12 protein-coding genes and 1 pseudogene are annotated in these 18,493 nt (G+C 61.8%); 6 read left to right on the top strand and 7 right to left on the bottom strand.

Annotation, left to right across the window (positions count from 1 at the left end):
* Positions 1 to 78: 78 nt before the first annotated feature.
* The gene (locus P3T25_RS31625) at positions 79 to 1,170 is read left to right on the top strand and encodes a catalase family peroxidase (protein WP_429360830.1); all 1,092 of its coding nucleotides are present in this window, start codon (positions 79 to 81) and stop codon (positions 1,168 to 1,170) included.
* The gene (locus tag P3T25_RS31620; protein ID WP_266258822.1) at positions 1,167 to 1,706 is read left to right on the top strand and encodes a cytochrome b; all 540 of its coding nucleotides are present in this window, start codon (positions 1,167 to 1,169) and stop codon (positions 1,704 to 1,706) included. Before P3T25_RS31625 ends, P3T25_RS31620 begins: the two co-directional genes overlap by 4 nt.
* Here the strand turns inward: P3T25_RS31620 and P3T25_RS31615 are convergent.
* The gene (locus P3T25_RS31615) at positions 1,703 to 4,207 is read right to left on the bottom strand and encodes a GcvT family protein (protein ID WP_429360827.1); all 2,505 of its coding nucleotides are present in this window, start codon (positions 4,205 to 4,207) and stop codon (positions 1,703 to 1,705) included. The genes P3T25_RS31620 and P3T25_RS31615 overlap by 4 nt on opposite strands.
* A gap of 278 nt (positions 4,208 to 4,485) precedes the next feature.
* Between P3T25_RS31615 and P3T25_RS31610 the strand changes: the two genes are divergently transcribed.
* Positions 4,486 to 5,316 (top strand): DeoR/GlpR family DNA-binding transcription regulator, encoded by an 831-nt coding sequence (locus tag P3T25_RS31610; RefSeq protein ID WP_429360825.1) that lies wholly within the window; start codon positions 4,486 to 4,488, stop codon positions 5,314 to 5,316.
* Between the two features lie 229 nt (positions 5,317 to 5,545).
* On the top strand, positions 5,546 to 9,031 hold the full coding sequence (locus P3T25_RS31605; RefSeq protein ID WP_154565320.1) for a DEAD/DEAH box helicase: 3,486 nt from the start codon (positions 5,546 to 5,548) through the stop codon (positions 9,029 to 9,031).
* Between the two features lie 675 nt (positions 9,032 to 9,706).
* Here P3T25_RS31605 and P3T25_RS31600 read toward each other — a convergent pair.
* The 4 genes from P3T25_RS31600 to P3T25_RS31585 form a co-directional block, all read right to left on the bottom strand.
* Complete coding sequence (locus P3T25_RS31600; RefSeq protein ID WP_233465025.1) at positions 9,707 to 9,838, bottom strand: porin; 132 nt, start codon at positions 9,836 to 9,838, stop codon at positions 9,707 to 9,709.
* 281 nt (positions 9,839 to 10,119) lie between these two features.
* Positions 10,120 to 11,763, bottom strand: a complete 1,644-nt coding sequence (locus P3T25_RS31595) for a glycoside hydrolase family 32 protein (protein WP_429360823.1) — start codon at positions 11,761 to 11,763, stop codon at positions 10,120 to 10,122.
* A gap of 41 nt (positions 11,764 to 11,804) precedes the next feature.
* Positions 11,805 to 12,056, bottom strand: a complete 252-nt coding sequence (locus P3T25_RS31590; RefSeq protein ID WP_154565323.1) for a GntR family transcriptional regulator — start codon at positions 12,054 to 12,056, stop codon at positions 11,805 to 11,807.
* Positions 12,057 to 12,203: 147 nt separating this feature from the next.
* Positions 12,204 to 13,784 carry a glycoside hydrolase family 68 protein gene (locus tag P3T25_RS31585; RefSeq protein WP_429360820.1) on the bottom strand — a complete coding sequence of 527 codons (1,581 nt, stop codon included), beginning with the start codon at positions 13,782 to 13,784 and terminating at the stop codon, positions 12,204 to 12,206.
* A gap of 501 nt (positions 13,785 to 14,285) precedes the next feature.
* Between P3T25_RS31585 and P3T25_RS31580 the strand changes: the two genes are divergently transcribed.
* On the top strand, positions 14,286 to 15,296 hold the full coding sequence (locus P3T25_RS31580) for a substrate-binding domain-containing protein (RefSeq protein ID WP_154565325.1): 1,011 nt from the start codon (positions 14,286 to 14,288) through the stop codon (positions 15,294 to 15,296).
* Positions 15,297 to 15,504: 208 nt separating this feature from the next.
* On the opposite strand, the pseudogene P3T25_RS31575 reads toward P3T25_RS31580, so the two are convergent.
* A pseudogene (locus P3T25_RS31575) lies at positions 15,505 to 15,804 on the bottom strand (DDE-type integrase/transposase/recombinase); the annotation flags it as partial.
* A gap of 65 nt (positions 15,805 to 15,869) precedes the next feature.
* Positions 15,870 to 17,288: an ISKra4 family transposase gene (locus P3T25_RS31570; protein ID WP_429360818.1), complete on the bottom strand. Its 1,419-nt coding sequence runs from the start codon at positions 17,286 to 17,288 to the stop codon at positions 15,870 to 15,872.
* A gap of 585 nt (positions 17,289 to 17,873) precedes the next feature.
* Between P3T25_RS31570 and P3T25_RS31565 the strand changes: the two genes are divergently transcribed.
* A complete protein-coding gene (locus P3T25_RS31565) occupies positions 17,874 to 18,452 on the top strand; it encodes a glycine zipper 2TM domain-containing protein (RefSeq protein ID WP_171926968.1) in 579 nt (192 codons plus the stop codon).
* The last annotated feature ends 41 nt before the right edge of the window (positions 18,453 to 18,493 follow it).

Below are 18,493 nucleotides of genomic sequence, written 5' to 3'. Positions count from 1 at the left end.
GCCGGATGTCGAATGGAATAGATCGCCGAACTCGGTGTTTGCCGATGAGTGCATCTATCCGAGAGTCAAGGAGTCGTCGTGACAAAACCATCCGTTCCCAACGCTGCGCCTCGATGCGTGCCATGCCGGCTCGCCGCGATCGGCGCGGTCGTCGCGGTTCTTGCCGGAGGCTTCGCCTATACGGCAGGCTGGCTGACGCCTGCGCGGCTCACCGCGCCACGTTTCATCAATACCTTCGAAGTGGTAGCCGGCCAGGCCCATCCCGGCTATCGCCGCAACCATGCAAAGGGCTTGTGTGTGGCGGGGTATTTCGACAGTAGCGGCGCCGGTTCGATTCTTTCACATGCCGCAGTATTCGCGCCGGGCCGCACGCCGGTCATCGGCCGTTTCGCGGTTCCCGGCGGCAATCCGTCCGCGCCCGATACGAGTTCACCGGTACGCAGCATGGCCTTGCTGTTCCAGTTGCAGAACGGTGAGCAGTGGCGCACCGGAATGAACTCGACACCTGTATTCGCGGTTCATACGCCCGAGCAGTTCTATCAGCAACTGGTCGCGGCGAAACCCGATGCCGCGACCGGCAAACCGGACCCTGCAAAGCTGAAGGCGTTTTATGCCGCGAATCCTGAGACCAAACCGTTTCAGGCATGGGTGAAAGCCCATCCGCCATCATCGAGTCTGGCGAATGCCGCGTACTACAGCATCAACGCTTTCCGGTTTACCGACAGCGCGGGCAATACTCGCGCCGTGCGTTGGGCGATGGTGCCTGAAACGCCGTATGCGCCGATCACCGATGCACAAAAGGAAGAGAAGAATTTCCTCGAAGCCGACCTCGATCAGCGTCTGCAAAATGGACCGTTGCGCTGGCATCTGATCCTGACGGTCGCGCAGCCCGGCGATCCCATCGACGACGCGACGATGCAATGGCCCGACGATCGTCAGCATATCGATGCCGGCACGCTGGTGATCGATCACACGACGTCGCAGGAGGACGGTGCCTGTCGCGATGTCAATTTTGATCCGACCATCTTGCCGGCCGGTATCCGGCCTTCCAACGATCCGTTGCTCGCCGCGCGCTCGGCTGCGTACGCGCTGTCGTATAAGCGCCGCACGCGCGAAGAATCGCTGCGTCCCGAGGTTCATCAAACGAAGTCGAACGGAGAGCGTTCATGACACCGACGCGTACCCATTTCAGTCCGCTCGCGCGACTCCTGCATTGGACGATGGCGCCGTTGATCATCGCGATGCTGTTTATCGGCGTGGGAATGGTCGCGACGGTGTCGCGGGCGCATACCACGCTGATCGCGATTCACAAGCCGCTTGGGATAGCGCTGCTGCTGTTGGTGATACTGCGCGTGAGCGTGCGTATCCGGCGCGGCAGTCCGCCGTTGCCGGCGGACATGCCCGCGCCGCAGCGTACCGTCGCGAGGCTGTCGCATCTGATCCTCTACGCGCTGATGGCGGCGATGCCGTTGATCGGTTGGGCGATGCTATCCGCGGCGGGATATCCGATCACGCTATACGGCCCCCTGCATTTACCGCCGATCGCGCCGCATAACACGGAGTTGTTCGCGCTACTGCGTGCATTGCATACATGGCTCGCATTCGCGCTGTTCGCCACGGTGCTGTTGCATCTCGCGGCGGCGTTGTTTCATGGTTTGATCCGCCGCGACGGGGTGTTTTCGAGTATGGCGCGCGGCGGGCGTTAACCCTTCACTCGTTCCGAGCGCGGATCATAAGGCGCCTTCGGATGCACGGTCGCCGGCAGCAGATCGCCGGCGACGTCGATCATGTATTGACCGCTGTTCAGATACGCAGCATCGGCGACGCCGTCCGGATTGTTGATATAGCCCATCGCCACCGGACAGCCGAGCGTGTGCCCGAACGCCGCCGAACTGACGAAGCCGACCGGCTTGCCGTCACGCAGAATGGCTTCGCCGCCCCACAGCATGCGATCGGCGGCGCCGTCGGCGGTGAGCACCACCATGCGGCGGCGCAGCGGCTCGGCGCGCAATTTCAACAACGCGTCGCGGCCGCGGAACGGGATGTCCTTATCGAGCTTGCAGGCAAATGACAGACCCGCCTCGAACGGATTCGTATCCGGCGTCAGTTCGCGACCCCAGGCGCGGTAGCCTTTCTCGATGCGCAAAGAGTCGATCGCGTAGTAGCCCGCGTTGACGAGGCCGAGTGCCTTGCCTGCCTGTTGCAAGGTTTCGTACACGCTGACCGCGAACTCGACCGGCACGTACAGTTCCCAACCCAGTTCGCCGACGTAGGTGAGGCGGGTGGCGCGCAGCGTCGCGTAACCGAGATCGACCTCGCGGCTCTGGCCGAACGCAAACGCCTCATTGCTCCAGTCCGCCTTCGACACGCTTTGCAGCAACTCGCGTGAACGTGGGCCCATTACGGCAAGCACGGCGTATTGGCCGGTGACGTCGACCAGCGTGCAGTGTTTGTCGCGCGGAATCGCTTTTTCGATGGTGTCGAAATCGCGTGTGGTTTGCGCGGTGCCGGTGACCAGCAGGTATTGATCGTCGGCGAGGCGCGTGAGCGTGAAATCCGATTCGTAAGTGCCGCGCTCGTTGAGCATGCCGGTGTAGACCGTGGTGCCGGGCGGTACCGCGACATCATTGGCGACGATGCCTTGCAGCACGCTTTCCGCATCGCGTCCTTTGACGAGAAATTTGGAGAACGACGTCATGTCGAATAGCGCGACGCTTTCGCGACACGCGCGATGTTCGGCGCCGCTCCACGGCAGCCAGTTTTGCTGGCCGAACGCGTAATCGATCTGTGCTTCGGCGGGCGTCGGCGCGAAAAAGTTGGCGCGCTCCCAGCTCATTTTGCTGCCGAAGCAGGCGCCGTCATCGCGCAGCAGCGAATACAGCGGCGAGCGGCGGAACGGCCGCGCGCTGTCGAGTTCGCGATTTGGCCACGGCATCGCGTAGTGCAGGCCGAGCGTTTCCTTCACGCGATCATGCAGCCAGGTGTCGTTGCCGTTAAAACGCGCAAAGCGGCGGATGTCGACCGGCCACAGGTCCATCGTCGGTTCGCCTGCGACGATCCATTCGGCGAGCGCCATGCCCGCACCGCCCGCCGATGCGATCCCCATCGAATTGAAACCCGCGCCGATGAAAAAGCGCCGCAATTCCGGTGCTTCGCCGAGCATGAAGTTGTTGTCCGGCGTGAACGATTCCGGGCCGTTGTAGAACTGCTTCACCTGCGCTGTTTCGAGTGCGGGCACACGCTGCAGCGCATTTTCCATCAGGATTTCGAACTGATCCCAGTCGTCGGGCAGCAACTGGAATTCGAAATTATCCGGGATGCCGTTCATGCCCCACGGTTTCGCGTTCGGTTCGAAGCCGCCCATTACGAGACCACCCACTTCCTCCTTGAAGTAGATGAAGCCGTCTGGGTCGCGCATCACCGGCAGGTCCGGATGCACGCCGGCAATGCGTTCGGTAACGATGTAGTAGTGCTCGGCCGAGTGCAGCGGCACGGTCACGTCGCACAAGCGGCCCACCGCCTTGGCCCATTGGCCCGCGCAATTCACGACGATGTCCGCGCCGATCGTGCCTTCCTCGCCGTCCTTGTTGCGCCACGCGAGGCCGCTGACTTCGCGTGCGCCTGTCGTGGCGTTTGCCTTGTCTTCGAGCGCGGTGCGCGTGTGAATCGCCGTGATCCGGGTGTTCTCGACAATGCGCGCACCGCGCGTGCGGGCGCCGCGGGCGAGGGCCTGGGTCAGATCGGTGGGATTTGCTTTGCCGTCGCCGGGCAACCAGACGGCGCCGAGCAGGTCGTCGGTGCGCATCACCGGCCAGAGTTCACCGGCTTCCTGCGGGCTGATCACGTCGCACGCCACGCCGTAGGCGCGCGCGACGGCGGCGGTGCGCTTGAGCTGCGTCATCCGCTCGGCGGTGCGGGCCACCGAGAGCGAGCCACATTGCTTCCAGCCGGTCGCGAGGCCGGTATCGGCTTCGAGTTCGGCGTAGAGCGCGGTCGAGTAACGGATCAGTTTGGTCATGCTTTCCTGCGCGCGCAGTTGGCCGACGAGGCCGGCCGCGTGCCAGGTCGTGCCACACGACAACTGACCCTGTTCGAGCAGAACCACGTCGGTCCAGCCCAGTTTGGTCAGGTGATAGGCGACCGAGCAGCCAATGATGCCGCCTCCGATGATGACGACACGGGCGTGGGCGGGGATTGATGTGGACATATGTGGGAATTGGTTTGGTGATTGTGCACAGCTTGCCGCAAAAAAACACAGAATGCAACGATTCCCAGGATTCGCTGGGATAGCACTTGTGTCACAAAACGGTCATGGTCAAACGCTACGTAGCGCGCGTTAAAAGGTCGTTTCCATTGCGTAACTGCATTAACGAGAACGGATCACAGCCAGTCTCGATGTGGTTTTCATTGGTAATGTGTGGACATTCACTTCGTTTAAGTGTGCGTTTTTGCTAGACTCCGTCCGTCAGTCATCGCCTGAACCTTATGTTCTCCACCCAACGCCAAGCCGAAATCCTGCGACTCGTCCGCGACGAACGTACCTGCACGATCACCGATCTTGCCGGCCGCTTCGAGGTTTCCGACGAGACCATCCGCCGCAATATCAAACCGCTGATCGCCGACGGCCTGCTTATCAAGGTCCATGGCGGCATCATGCTGCCCGAGCGGCTCGACGAGCCGCCGTTCCAGCGGCGCATGGTGGCAAGTCGTGAGGGCAAGCAGGCGATCGGCGCGCGCATCAGCGAACTCGTGCGGGACGGCGATTCGCTGATCCTCGAGGGCGGCACGACCTGCCTTCATATTGCTCAAGCGCTCACCGCGCGCTCGCGCCTCACGGTAGTGACCAATTCCATCGAAGTCGCTCGCGTGCTGGCGCCGCGCAACGGCAACCGGGTGTTCATTGCAGGTGGCGAACTGCGCGCCGACGACTCCGCCGCCTTCGGTGACAGCGTGCTTGCCTTCCTGCGCCAATTCCATGTGCGCTACGCAATCGTCTCGGTCACCGCGATTGACATGCAGGGCCGTTTCATGGACGCACTGCCCGCCGACGTCGCGTTTTCGCTCGCCGCCTTTGCGCAGGCCGAGCGGCGCGTGGTCGCGGCGGATCATGCGAAATTCGGCCATAGCGCGCTGGTACATGCTTTCGGCCCGGACGCGGCCGATCTGCTGGTCACCGACGAAACCCCGGTGCCGGCGCTCGCTCAGGTGTTCGCGGCAACGGGGCTGGAAGTGAGCGTCGGGGCATCTGCACAACGCAGCGCCGAGCCGGATGCTGAAAACGGTAATCGCGTCGACCCTCCGAAGCTGGGCCGCTGATCGGCGCGCCCGCTGCGCCTACGTGCTAGCCCGGGCCACGCTTTCGGCGCCTTAGTCCGCCTTCCAAGCCGTCTCCACAGCTAAATGCGTGCAACGCGTAAAATGGCCGGTTACCACGGGCAATCTATGCCGGGCTGAAACTGTGCGGGCAGTCGCCATTCATCGCCGCCGCGCCACTTCTGCGTCCGCGCACAGTTGCCCCCGCCGGCTTGAAAAGGAATGGACCCTGATGTCGTCAGTTTTCTTCGATCGGGAACGGATTACGGAATGGCTGGGTGACCACACCGTCGCCAAGGCGCGCTCAGTCGGCGCCGTCACGAACGTGAAATGGGACGGCGCCAAGCTCAGCGGCTACGTGCAGGGCTCACGAGTGCTGCCCTATCACACGCGGGTGCGGTTTCGTACCGATGGCGGCAGACCTTGGGCGCAGAGCGAATGCAGTTGCCCGGTCGGCCGCAATTGCAAGCATGTCGCCGCGCTGCTGCTCGCCGAGCTCGAGTATCACGACGAGATGGACCACATCACCAACGTCGACAGTGACATCGACGCCGATGAGCGCTCGTCCGCCGGTTATCCGCAGGCGTCGTCCGGAACAGCGATGCAGCCGCCATCTGGCGTGCGCCCCGAACTGGTCAGTTGGCTCGAGCGTTTTCGCGCGCGAGCCGAAGCCGCCGATGCGGTTGCCCAGAAGGCGGCCGCCGCACGTACCCAAACGCTGGCCTACCTGCTGAACTGGTCCAAGTTCCACATGCGCCACGAAGTCGTGTTGTACCGGGCGCACTGCAATCCGGACGGCACGATTGTCGAAGTCGACGAGCCTTGGGGCAATGTGGAAGCCGCCTTACTCAAGCAACCCAGGTTTGTCTCCGACGAAGACCTGTCGATCCTGCGCGGGCTTTGGCTGGGCCGCTCGCGCGAGGATTTCGGCCAGTTCATTCTGCGCGGCACCAGCGGCGCGGAGATGCTGCAAAAGCTGATCGCCACGGGGCGCCTGTTCTTCGAGCTCAAACCGGCGCCGGGTCACGAGGGGCCGACGCCGCTGTCGCGCGGCGCCGACCGGCCCGGGCGGATCGAATGGGAGCCGCTGGCGGACGAACGCCTGCGGCCTGTCCTGTGCACCGAACCGCACGCCACCATGGTGCTGCCCACCGAGCCGATCTGGTACGTGGACGGCGTCGCCAATGAAGCGGGCATTGTCGAATCGTCGCTGCCGTTCCAGCAGTTGCCCGATTACCTCGCCATGCCGCCGATCTCGCTCGCCGAAGCGCCGCTCGTCGCCTCGGTGTTGCGTGAGATCGCGCCCGATTTGCCGCTGCCGCCCACGCACGACGCCTCCGCGATCCGCGTGATCGACGTCGATCCCGTGCCGGTGCTCACGCTCAACAGCCACGCGCTGCCATCAACGGCCAAGGCGGGGCAGCGCAAGTCAGAGGCCGTTGAACTGGCCGGTGTCAGCTTCGATTACGACGGCGTCAGCATCAATGTCGATAGCAGCGTCACCCTCGTGCCCATGCCGGGCGGCGACGTCATCCATATCCGCCGACGCTACGAAGCCGAAAAGAAGCGCTTGCTCGAACTGCGCAAGACCGGGCTGCAGAAAGTGCCGACCAGTCGCGTGTACGCATCGCGGCTTTTGCCGGACACAATGCTCGGTCTGCCCGATGCCGAATCCTGGTCCGCCTTTGTCAACGACGCTGTGCCGGACCTCGTGAGCAAAGGCTGGCGCGTGACGATGGCGCCGGAGTTCCGCTACAACATCATCGAGATCGACGCGATCGACGGCACCGCGCAGCAGGCGGGCGACGGCTGGTTCGATCTGGAGATGGGCATCCGCATCGGCGAGCGCAATGTGCGGCTCGAGCCGCTGCTCGCCGATCTGTTCCGGCGCGACCGGCGCTGGCTCGGCGGCGCGCTTGAAGCCATCGCCGACGACGAACCGATCGAGTTGAAGACCGAAGAAAACAAACGCCTGCGTTTGCGCGCCGACCGGCTGAAGCCGGTGGTGCGCGTGCTGGTCGATCTGTTCGACGCACTGGGCGGCACGTTGGCCGACGGCGCGCCGCTGCGGGTGCCCTCCGTCGATGCGGGCCGCCTCGAAGCATTGAACAGCACGGGCCGCTGGCAATTCCAGGGCGACGATTCGATTCGCCAACTGGCGCAGCGTCTGCAGGCCGGCCCGGGCTTGCACGAGGTGCCGGTACCGCGTGGTTTGAAGGCGGAACTGCGCGCGTATCAGCAGCAGGGCCTGAACTGGATGCAGTTCCTGCGCGAACACGATCTGGCCGGCGTGCTCGCCGACGACATGGGTCTCGGCAAGACCGTGCAGACGCTCGCGCATATCCTGGCGGAGAAGGAAGCCGGACGGCTCGACCGTCCCGCACTGATCGTCGTGCCGACCACGCTCGTGCACAACTGGCGCGAGGAAGCGCGCCGCTTCGCGCCCGACCTGAAAGTGCTGATATTGAACGGCCCGCAGCGCAAGGAGCGTTTCGAGCAGATCGGCGAGCACGACCTGATTCTTACGACTTACGCGCTGCTGTGGCGCGATCAGAAGGTGCTCGCCGAGCATGACTATCACCTGCTGATCCTCGACGAGGCGCAGTACGTGAAGAATGCCAGCACCAAAGCCGCGCAGGCGATTCGCGGATTGCGCGCGCGGCATCGGCTGTGTTTGACGGGGACGCCGTTGGAGAATCACCTCGGCGAACTGTGGTCGCAGTTCGATTTTCTGTTGCCGGGCTTTCTCGGCAGCCAGAAAGACTTCACCAAACGCTGGCGCAATCCGATCGAAAAGAACGGTGACGGCGTGCGCCGCGCGCTGCTGGCGCGCCGCATCCGGCCGTTCATGCTGCGCCGTCGTAAGGACGAGGTCGCGAAGGAGTTGCCGGCCAAGACCACCATCGTCTGTTCAGTCGATCTCGAAGGCGCGCAGCGTGATCTATATGAAACGGTGCGTACGGCAATGCAGGAGCGGGTGCGCGCGGCGGTCAGCGCGCAGGGCCTCGCGCGCAGTCACATTATCGTGCTCGATGCGTTGCTGAAGCTGCGCCAGGTTTGCTGCGATCCGCGTCTCGTGCGGAAAATCAGGGTTGACGAGGCGCCAGGCGAACCAGGCGAACCGGGCGGGAAGCGCAGCAAAGTGGAAAAAGCGGAAAGGGTCGAAAAGGGCGCACGTGTCACGCGTTCGGCCAAGCTAGATTTGCTCCTCTCGATGCTGCCTGAATTGATCGAGGAAGGACGCCGCGTGCTGCTGTTCTCGCAGTTCACGGGCATGCTGGCGCTGATTGCCGACGCGCTCGAGGAAGCCGCGATTCCCTACGTCATTCTGACTGGCGACACGACGGACCGCATCACGCCGGTCGAGCGCTTCCAGCAAGGTGACGTGCCGTTGTTCCTGATCAGCCTGAAGGCGGGTGGCGTGGGTCTGAACCTGACCGCTGCGGATACCGTGATTCATTACGACCCGTGGTGGAATCCCGCCGCCGAGAATCAGGCGACCGACCGCGCCCATCGGCTGGGGCAGGATAAGCCCGTATTCGTCTACAAGCTGATTGCCGCGGGCAGCATCGAAGAAAAGATCGTGGAGTTGCAGGAGCAGAAGGCGGGACTCGCCGACAGTATTCTCTCCGAAGACGCCGCCGGCGCCGCCAAGTTCTCCGACGACGACCTCGACGCGCTATTCGCACCGATGCCGGAGATTGAAAGCGGCAGGTGAAAAGTGTGGGCCGCGCCTGCCGCGGAGATTCTGACGGCGGCGCGACGCACCCCCAAAAGCGCCAGGTTCGCCGCCAATCCGCCAGTCTTTTAATTTCAACCAACCGATCTAACAATTCTTAAACGATTGTGTTGCGCCTTATTCAGTGGGAATGTTGGGAGAAGCCTACGCTAGAACCAACGCAGGGCAACGTAAGTGTCTTCCGTCGGAGTTGAAAGCCAGGTTCCTTGCGAAGACTGTGAATTTCACTGCGGGGAAAAGCTTTGTAGAACCCCTGCCGTAGGGCCTGCTCTGGACTGATGTCTTTGACGTCAGTCGGTGCCACGAGAGGACTCGAATTTTATGTTTAAGTACTTGATTGTGAAATAAAAAATTTCAAGATCTGCGTTAGATTTACGCATGTGTATACGCAAAATTACCGAGCCCTCCGGAATGCTGTTCCGTGGCGAATAGTGCCGAGCGCCTCGACTCCGGGCAGGCTCTACAGCTTGGGACGATTTATTCCTTTCGTGGGGTGCAGGTGGGAGGAGGTTCAAATCCTCTCGCCCCAACCAAAGAAATCAAGGCCTTATGGATGCATGTCCATAAGGCCTTTTTCGTGTGCGCCCAGCATGGGCGCATTGCCGGAAGCCAGATCGTCGGGCTGTGCGGTGCGAGCAACTGGCGGTACGACGCTTACTGCCGCCCGCCCGTGGTCGAGCCGAGCGTCGTCGTACTGCTCTGATAACCGATGCCGGTGCCGACGATACCGTGCAGCGTGACGCTGCTTTGCGCCATCTCCGGTAACGCGGCGAGCGTCAACGACACGGTCCGACTTGTGCCAGGCACTGCTCGAAGGGGTCTCAATGAGCGCCTCGCTTCGGTTGGCAAGAAAGCTCCCGCACGAACCAGCCGATCCACGCCTTCGCGACGTCGGCGCCAAACGGCATTTGAGTCACCAAAACTGTTTTCTTGAGCGCTGCCGTATGGGTGACCTATCGGTGGTGTTTCACCGGAGAGGCCATCCTCCCTCCAGAATTCTTCGCTGGCACTCCGCATCAAGCTGAGTTTGGGCCGAAACCGGCTAAACCTCGCAAGAAGAACGTCTGCTAGCGCGCATGCAGGGTGCTGCGCGGATCGGGAAGGTCGGTAATGGATATATCGCTGAATGTCGCCGTGCCGTTGTCGGCGAAAAGGGACAGGCGATCGTCGTCGAGTGCAGGGAAGATCAGATCCGTCACGACGATTTCGCCGCCACCCGCAAACACTTCCACCGAGTTCCTGTCGGCCACAATAGTGAGGCGCAACTTCCCGTTCTCCAGTGGCAGATTGACGATGTGCTGTTTGCTGAACGCATCCGAGAAACCGGTTTCGCCGGAGCTCGAACGGTCGAGCGTCAGCGTCTGGCTACTGGTGTCGTAGAAGATGCGGGTGCCAGCAGCGCCATTCGCCGAACCTCGCACGATGAGGCCGGCACGCTGTGCGGAACGCGGCGTGATTGTCAGGTCGATGTTTTGCACGGTGCCTCGCGTGGACGGCGCGAGTTCCTGTGTGCTGGACGAAACCGTGCGCTCCTTTATGCGCGTCGTGGAACCTTCGCGTACGAGGGACGCGTATTGCTCCACCGGCTCGAACGTCAGTCGCGGCATGCCGTCGACCGTCGTCAGCGACAGCACGCGGGGAAGCGCCATCGCACCCTTCCACGGAGCGGTCGGTATGCGGGCCGCGTAGTCCCAGTTGCTCATCCAGCCGATTGTGATGGCTTTGCCGCCCGGCGCGCCGGCGAAGGTTCCCGCCGCGTAATAGTCCGCGCCGTGGTCGAGCCATTGATATCGTGAAGGATCGGAGCCGGCCGGCGGCACGTGCTCCGGCGTGAACGTCCTGCCGTCGAAACTGCCGACGAAATACATCGCGCCGGACCCACCGGCAATCGACCATGGGTTGACGTTGACGATCATGACCCACTTCTGATTGTGACTGTCTCCATCGAGAGGAAGCGGGAAGAGATCGGGCATCTCCCACAATGACCCTTGATGAGGAATGTCCGGAAGCGTGAAGTCGCTCAGGAACGTCCAGTTAATGAGGTTGTCCGACCGGTACATTTTGACCACTTGCGCGTCGGCGACGACGGTAGTCATCAACCAGTACCCACCCGGCTCGTACCACGAAACCTTAGGATCGCGAAAGTTATTCGATTCCGGGTTGAGCGTCAGCACCGGATTGCGAGAGTACTGCTGCCATGTCTGGCCTTCATCCAGACTGTACGCGAGCGACTGAGCCTGGGTACCCGGCGCATGTCCGGATCCAGTCTTGTACACGCTCGTATAAAGCGCCACGAGTGGCGATGAATTCGCGGGTCCCAATCCGGCGGTGTTGTGCGTGTCGACGACGATTGAGCCGGAAAAAATCTCCTCGGTCTGATTCGCGCGCATCGCGACCGGTTGCTCGGTCCAGTGGAGGAGATCGCGGCTGGTGGCATGTCCCCACGACATGTCCCCCCAGACATTTGCATTCGGGTTGTACTGATAGAACAGGTGATAGACGCCCTTGTCGTAGACCAGGCCGTTGGGATCGTTCATCCAGTTGCGCTGGGGCGTGTAGTGAAGCGCGGAGCGCCATTGCGGCGTACCTGAATCGCCTGCGGCCGGCAATGGGTACGACGCAGCGTTCTCTGTAATTGAAACCGTCAGCGCGGCGCACAGCAGCGACGACAGAAGGCGCGAGTGGCGGAAGGGGCGTCGCGAGTCATGCATGAGTTGTTTTCTCCTTGCAGCGAGCTGAAAGCATCATCTGCTCAGGCCGGTTGCCCGAGAATGACCGTGCCGCTGCGTTTGCTGCCGGCCGTCAAGCCGCGGCGCGCAGTTTCGCGCATCGCGCGGTTCACCGTGTTCACATGAAGGCCGAGGAAATCGGCGAGCAGGCGTTGCGAGGGTAGTCTGTTGCCCGCCTTGATGTGTCCAGCACGAATCGCCGTTTCGATTTCGTCGGCCACGGCTAGATAGGCCGGCCCGCGGTGGGCAGACAGGTTGGGAATCCAGCGGTTCATCGTTGCATCGTTTATTCGGTGGATGCGGTTGCGACTGGGCGAGAGCAGACCACTTCTGCCTGCTCTCGCCGTGTCAGCGCCGCCTATTCGCCGGAATTTCCGCAGCCGGCTGCGGCGCCGAAGCGCAAACCGCCGGAGGCGCCGTGATCACCGACCCTGGCCGTTGCCTGGCGCGGCCGTGGTCGCTGGGATATCGCCGTAGCCGCCGAGCCCACCGTTGCCATAGGTGCGATCCACGGTCGTGGACGCGCCGTCGATCCGGATCTTCACCGTCGGCGCCAGGGTGCCGCCGCGTCGCGAACCGATGGCGTCGATGAACGACTCGACGAGGCCACCCGGCATGACGTAGTGCGAATAAGACTGGAACGCGCGCGGATTCTGGTTCGGATCTTCCGCGTAAGGCGCGCCGACTGGCGCGTCGAAGTCGGTCGGGTTGCCGAGCGCGAGACCGCTGCCGCCATTCAAGGGCAGGAAGTCGCTGCGTATGCCGTTGCCCACAAAGCCGTACACGCCGTCCGGCCCGTCTACACCAGCGGCCATCGTCGCGCGGTGGCTGATTGTGAAGAGGTAGTACTTGCCGTCCTTCATGTAGATCTGCGGGCGTTCCGTCTGATCGTCCACGCAGTTCGCGGACAACAGCGGCGGCAGGAATTTCCACTGGGTGAGCTGTGGGTTGGTCGCGATGGCAAGGCCGACGTTCGCCTTCTGGTACACCGCGCCCGAGTTCATCACCGTATTGAGGTCCTCCTTGTACGGATCATTGGCTGCATAGCCGAGGTCCGCGTCGGTACACGTCCGGGCGCCGCGGGGGCCGCCCGTGTTGCCTTCGAACACCATGTAGGTCTTGCCCGGATGCGCGGGATCGGTGAAGACGAACGGATCGCGGAACGAGTAGTAGTCGTTCTGCTGACCCGTCTGATACATCACCCCGTCGGGCTGAAGCAGGGCCTCGTGGTCGTCGAAGCCCGTGAACCAGACGTGCGTGTCGTCTGCGTGAATGTGTCCGTCCGCGCGCGAAATGATCGCGATTGGCGGCGTGATGTCCGAGCCGCCTGGCGCCGAGCGGTTGAACGACAGCGCCGTGTAGTAGAGGCTCACATTGTCGCCGTGGATCAGGCGCGCGGAGCCGGACCATTCCGCGTTGTTGGTCATCGGTGCGTTGCCGAATACCTTGGCGCTCGCACCGTCCGGGAACAGGTGGCCGCCCCATGTCCAGCCGCCGTTGGCCGGACGCTGGGACGCCGGAATGCCCGCGCGGCGATAGAAGAAGGCGATGCGTGCATGCACGTGGCGATCGTCGAACGTGTAGCCTGCGTGCGGATCCGCTGTCAGCGAGAAGATGATTTCCCAGCCCTTGAAGCTCAACTGGTTCGCACTCAGATCGGCCAGCGGCCACGTGTCCCATACCCACACGTTGGAATTGATGAGTGGAAAGTCCTGCGGAATGTCCGGCATGGTCAGCGACGCAGGCAGCGAGTTCTTGTCCACCGCGCTTGCCGTATGCGACTGCGCCTTGATCTGACGGATGTCAGCGCGGGTCCAGCGCATGGTGAAATTGCTTTCCGGGTCATAGGCCTGCTGCGTGTGTGGCGTCGGCGCAGGAAAACCCGGCACCGACGACTGAGCCAGCGCGGGTGCCGCCGCGGTGACGAGCAGGGAGCCGCAAACCACGGTGGAACGCAGGCGGGCACGAGTCGACAGGGATTGGGAGGATCGGAGTCTGTTCATCGGGTGTCACATCCTAAGGTAAGTGCGCAACGAAGGCTGCCCGAAACCACCGGAACAGCGGAAAAGCTGCCATTTGACTTATTAGCTATCCGAAATATCTGATTCAGTATCTCGAGATACCGGGTACTGGAGACAACAGAAAGCTCACTGCGGCGAAACAATGAAATGAACTACGCTTGTCGGCTCCGCCCGCCCTTGCTTTCAGGTGGATGAAGCTGGAGCGTTCCGGCAGCCGAATGCAGCAATTGTTCGCCGCAACAGGGCCGCCGGACTGTTTTTTAGCGGGCCAAAGATGGTCTCTCGCGCGCCCGTGTCAGGATGAACGGCTCCAATTTCTCGAAGCCAGTATCTTTCCAAACCGGTTTGGATCTTAGTTCAAACCGGTTTGGATTGTCAAACGCGTTTGTGGGCTTGAGGTAACATGGCGACTGGCCGGGGGCCGGGAAATCCAGCTCTGCAAGGGCGGTCACGTGCAAAACAGGAAATTCCAAGGGTGGAACTTTGAAGGTGAGTCTGAAAACGCTGTCCGATTCGCTCGGACTTTCCCGCACGACCGTTAGCCGTGCGCTAAACGGATACGACGACGTCAATGAAGCAACGCGCCAGCGGGTCATCGAGGCGGCGCACGCGCTGGGCTATCACGCGGATCCGACCGCTCGCCGGCTCGCGACAGGCCGCGCCGAGGCAGTGGGCATGATCTACCCGTTTGGGACGGACGATCTTGGCGATCCGCGCCTCGGGGAAGTGGTGGCCGGCATGACGGAGCGCCTCGGAGAGAGCGACCTGGACCTGATCATCGTCTCTGCCCGGCCGAATGCGGAACTCGAAACGTACCGCCGCCTGGTCGAAAACAAGCTGGTGGATGGTCTGATCGTGGCGCGGACCCAGATCGACGATGCACGCATCCAGTTTCTACAGGCACGCCAGTTTCCGTTCATCGCCTATGGACGGACGAACAGCCCTGTGCCTTATGGGTGGTTCGACTTCGACAACGAAGCCGGAGCCCGGGCTGCGGCACAACGTCTGATTGCCTTCGGCCATAGAAGGATTGCCTTGATCAGTGCGCCGCTTACGATGAGCTTTGCGGCACAACGGCGCGCCGGATTTCTGAGCGCGCTAGGCGAGGCGGAGATTCAGTCGGAGGCTTCGCTGATGATCGAGGGCGCGTTTGACCGGGTGCACGCTTACGAAGCGACGCGTGCACTGCTTGAACTTGCCGAACCACCAACCGCGTTGCTGGTGGACAACAACATTGCCGGCGTTGGCGCGTTTCGCGCGATCAGAGACAGCGGCAAGCAGCTCGGCACGGACATCTCGCTGATTGTCTATGACGGTGTGCCGTCCGACGTCGCGTCACCCCGCACGGTAACGTCCATCGTGCAGCCGACAGGGCACTCGTCCGGCAGAATCATTGCTGAACTGATTCTGGATGCGATAGCAGGCAAGGGGCATGCGCACCGGTTGGCACAGCCGCATATCGAGCCTGGCGACACCGATGGGCCGCTTACTTGACTACGTCCGCCGAATCCACAAAACACGGGGTTCACAAAAAGGCATACGACGAAAAGGAGCGCGCTCGCTATCGAGGGCGCTTCGTCGCTTGAAGTCAACGGCGCTGTTACGTTGACGGGGCGACGGCGTAAAAACTGCTGGGAACGTGTGTTGGTTGTGTCGCAATAAGGCCGGCAAGGCTAGAAAGCGGTGCCATGCTAAGGATTCCTTACATGACCGGTGAATTGAACTGCTCTGCGGCAGTTCGCGTGACGCCATCAGCTTTCATCTGCCCTTTCCTGATCATATGCATCGTTTCGATGCCCGACAGGATGATGCGGGCACAACTAAAATTCTTGAATCCCAGCATCGGTCGGGTACGGCGCTTGATCGCCCGGTGGTCCTGTTCAATGAGGTTATTCAGATACTTGTTCTGGCGGACCTTGATCGGCGTGTCGCGCTCGGCATTGAGGGCCTCCAGCGCAGCCAGATTGGCGCCGCTTTTGTCGATCGTTACCGTCTCGGGTTTTGTTGGTGTTCACAATTGCCGCTAGCCGTGTCGATGGGAGTGAACAAAAAGTGGGGGAAAGGCGCTCATTGTCGAGCGACCTCCGGCGATCTGAAGTGAGGGAAGCGCTTGGCGAAACACGTCTCCAGCCTCCCGTCGAGCAGTTCTATTCGGGTTTGCAGTAGGTAGTGAGCGCCCTTCAACGACCAACGCATTTGTTGACGTTTCGTGAGCCGTCGGTTTATCAAATGATTCATGACCGATTCGGCCGATGCCGACGATACCCGACGGCCGTTCATACGTGCTTGTTGATAGTCGATAAGATCGCTCCGATTGTTCACAAGGAAAGTCAATAATCGAGCGGCTGCGCTACTCGCTGTGCCAGCGCCGAGACCATAGAACTGTGGCAAAGATCCGATCTCAAGATTCAGGGAGGCGATGAGGGTACGTAGGATCTCGGTTGCCGCGTCGCCCCGCCCGCGCCACAGCTTGTCGCGCACGCGATTTATTAGTCGCTCGCATCGCCGCATCACCACCGGTCGCTGGTAGAGAGGAAATGTGTATGCGCAGAGCGCTGACCGCACAGCGTGAAGTTTCATGCCGATGTGAAACCAGTCAAGAATCCGCGGTGCGACGCAAGGCGCCACTGAAGTCACTAACGATCGCATACCCCGGGCACCATCTGTGACCACGTCGACCAAAGTAGAATGGACCCAGTCACACTGGTCGAGTGCAGCAGCGATAAGCACGCGTGTAAGGCTTGGACGCTGGAGAGCACGAGCGAATCGTCGAGCCGCTATCCCCTCACACTCAACACGGCCCGCGATAACTTCGATCCTGCGCACCTCTTCCAGCGGCACCGCCGTGACTACCGTGCCGTCAATTGCGAGACGCAGGTGCTTCGTTCCACCACGGTGTTGGGTTCCCGCGAACCACCCAACGTAGAACTGGTCGTTTTCAATTTGCTCACCGCAGTTGAGCGTCTCTTTGCGAACAGTGGCGTGAGACAGAGTTTGCAACCCGGTGAGATCGGCGACATTGCGTGCAGCAGACCGGTAGGAAACGGCAGCACCTTGCTTCGCACACAGGTATGCAAGCTCCGGCGTACGTCGTCCCGGTAGCAAACTTTCTATCGGGCACTCGGAGAATCGAAGATCCGCTGAGTCATCGTTCTCGTCGAGCGGTTCAGGGGTGCACAAGCACGATATCACCCGGGGCACTCGAACTTTGACACTGCCCAACGCGGTCGCAAACACCCGAGGGCGCCAGTCTTTTATACGGCGGTATCGCCCGCAATGTCTGCAGCGGCGGCGTCGAGCATCGTAGGCGCGGATCTGGTCCTGAGCCACCACTTGTTGAAGACTGGAAAGCAGGCTTCTTGCCTCAGACATCGACAATCCGAAGTCAGCCGGGGTCGCTCCTTCGAGCGGACGCTGAAACCTCGCCAACGGCACATTCTCGTCGGCACCGTCTCGCTGCAGGTAAATCGTCCAGTGCATATCCATCCGTCACCTCGCTGAACGGGTGTCGAAGGTAGCTTAGGGCAAACCGCCGCGCTCCCCCAGTTTTTGTCCACTCCCATCAATTGTGAACGCCAACAGCAGCGGTGGTCGTCGTGTCTCCGGGTTGGCATGGCGACCGTTACTACGACGGACGCCGCTACTGGGATCGCGACGAATGGGAAGAGCGTCATCGCCATCACGGGCATGGGCCCGATCACTGTCCGCCGGGACATGCGAAAACAGGCGAGTGCTGATCAGCGTTTCGAACTGCGGCCGCGAGGAAGGACGTAAGTGCGTTCGAGCGGCTGTGTTCCGGCACCCCCGTTTGCTTAGTGCCCGGCACACATCAAGCGGTCGACTCAAAGTGACGCCGCGACGCCGCTCACCCGTCGAGCGAAGCGTCCGGGAACGCGTCGCAGAGAAACTACACAAGTCAGCAAGGCGACGCGTTTGACTTGAGCGTTGGCGGCGGAACAACTTACACACTGTTACGCGGCGCAGTGAAAATATTCGGCAACGCTTCCTTATACTCCATGCCGAACTTCAACTTTGCCCGCTGACATGCGGCGTCAGGATGTCGAGAGCATCATGTACAACACTCAAATTGCCAAACCAATCTTTTACATCGCGCTGTGCGCAGCTTTACCCCTGAGTGGATGCGTGGTTCCTGGCGCAAACATGCCGTACGGTGCGAGTCCGGCGCAGCCTGCCTATGCGCAACCCGCATATGCCCAGCCGGCGTATGTGCAGCCAACCTATCCACAGCCAGTCGATAGCGCAAGCGCCTATGGCAACGCGCCTCCTGCAAGCTCCGGTTACGGACTTCAGTATGGGGTTGTTTCGGGAATTCAGCCTCTCGCCACATCCAATGCGGTGAGCCCGGGCAGTGTAATGGGCACGGTGGTCGGCGCGGTCGTCGGTGGTGTGGTCGGCAACCAGTTTGGCGGAGGGCATGGCCGCGACGTGGCGACCGTAGTGGGTGCGCTCGGCGGCGCGGTGGCCGGAAATCAGATTGGCCGGCAGTACAGCAATGCGGCCCCGAGCGCGTATCGAATCGTTGTTCAACTCAATGACGGATCGTCACGCTCCTTCGACGTGCCCTCACCCGGCGATCTCCGTCCGGGCGACCGCGTGCGGATTGACGGAAACCGGCTGGACCGTTACTGATCGACCTGCTTGCCGGTATGGCCGGTGCCTGTGCTTCACCG

Origin of the sequence: Paraburkholderia sp. GAS32, assembly GCF_050434225.1 — a bacterium.
Classification (GTDB): domain Bacteria; phylum Pseudomonadota; class Gammaproteobacteria; order Burkholderiales; family Burkholderiaceae; genus Paraburkholderia; species Paraburkholderia madseniana.
This window is presented reverse-complemented; position numbering and strand designations above follow the sequence as displayed.

What these genes read in the sequence shown, in the direction of transcription:
- P3T25_RS31615 (WP_429360827.1), bottom strand. Translation starts at nt 4,207, where the DNA reads ATGTCCACATCAATCCCCGCCCACGCCCGTGTCGTCATCATCGGAGGC.
- P3T25_RS31595 (WP_429360823.1), bottom strand. Translation starts at nt 11,763, where the DNA reads ATGCATGACTCGCGACGCCCCTTCCGCCACTCGCGCCTTCTGTCGTCG.
- P3T25_RS31620 (WP_266258822.1), top strand. Translation starts at nt 1,167, where the DNA reads ATGACACCGACGCGTACCCATTTCAGTCCGCTCGCGCGACTCCTGCAT.
- P3T25_RS31605 (WP_154565320.1), top strand. Translation starts at nt 5,546, where the DNA reads ATGTCGTCAGTTTTCTTCGATCGGGAACGGATTACGGAATGGCTGGGT.
- P3T25_RS31590 (WP_154565323.1), bottom strand. Translation starts at nt 12,056, where the DNA reads ATGAACCGCTGGATTCCCAACCTGTCTGCCCACCGCGGGCCGGCCTAT.
- P3T25_RS31570 (WP_429360818.1), bottom strand. Translation starts at nt 17,288, where the DNA reads ATGGATATGCACTGGACGATTTACCTGCAGCGAGACGGTGCCGACGAG.
- P3T25_RS31565 (WP_171926968.1), top strand. Translation starts at nt 17,874, where the DNA reads ATGTACAACACTCAAATTGCCAAACCAATCTTTTACATCGCGCTGTGC.
- P3T25_RS31610 (WP_429360825.1), top strand. Translation starts at nt 4,486, where the DNA reads ATGTTCTCCACCCAACGCCAAGCCGAAATCCTGCGACTCGTCCGCGAC.
- P3T25_RS31585 (WP_429360820.1), bottom strand. Translation starts at nt 13,784, where the DNA reads ATGAACAGACTCCGATCCTCCCAATCCCTGTCGACTCGTGCCCGCCTG.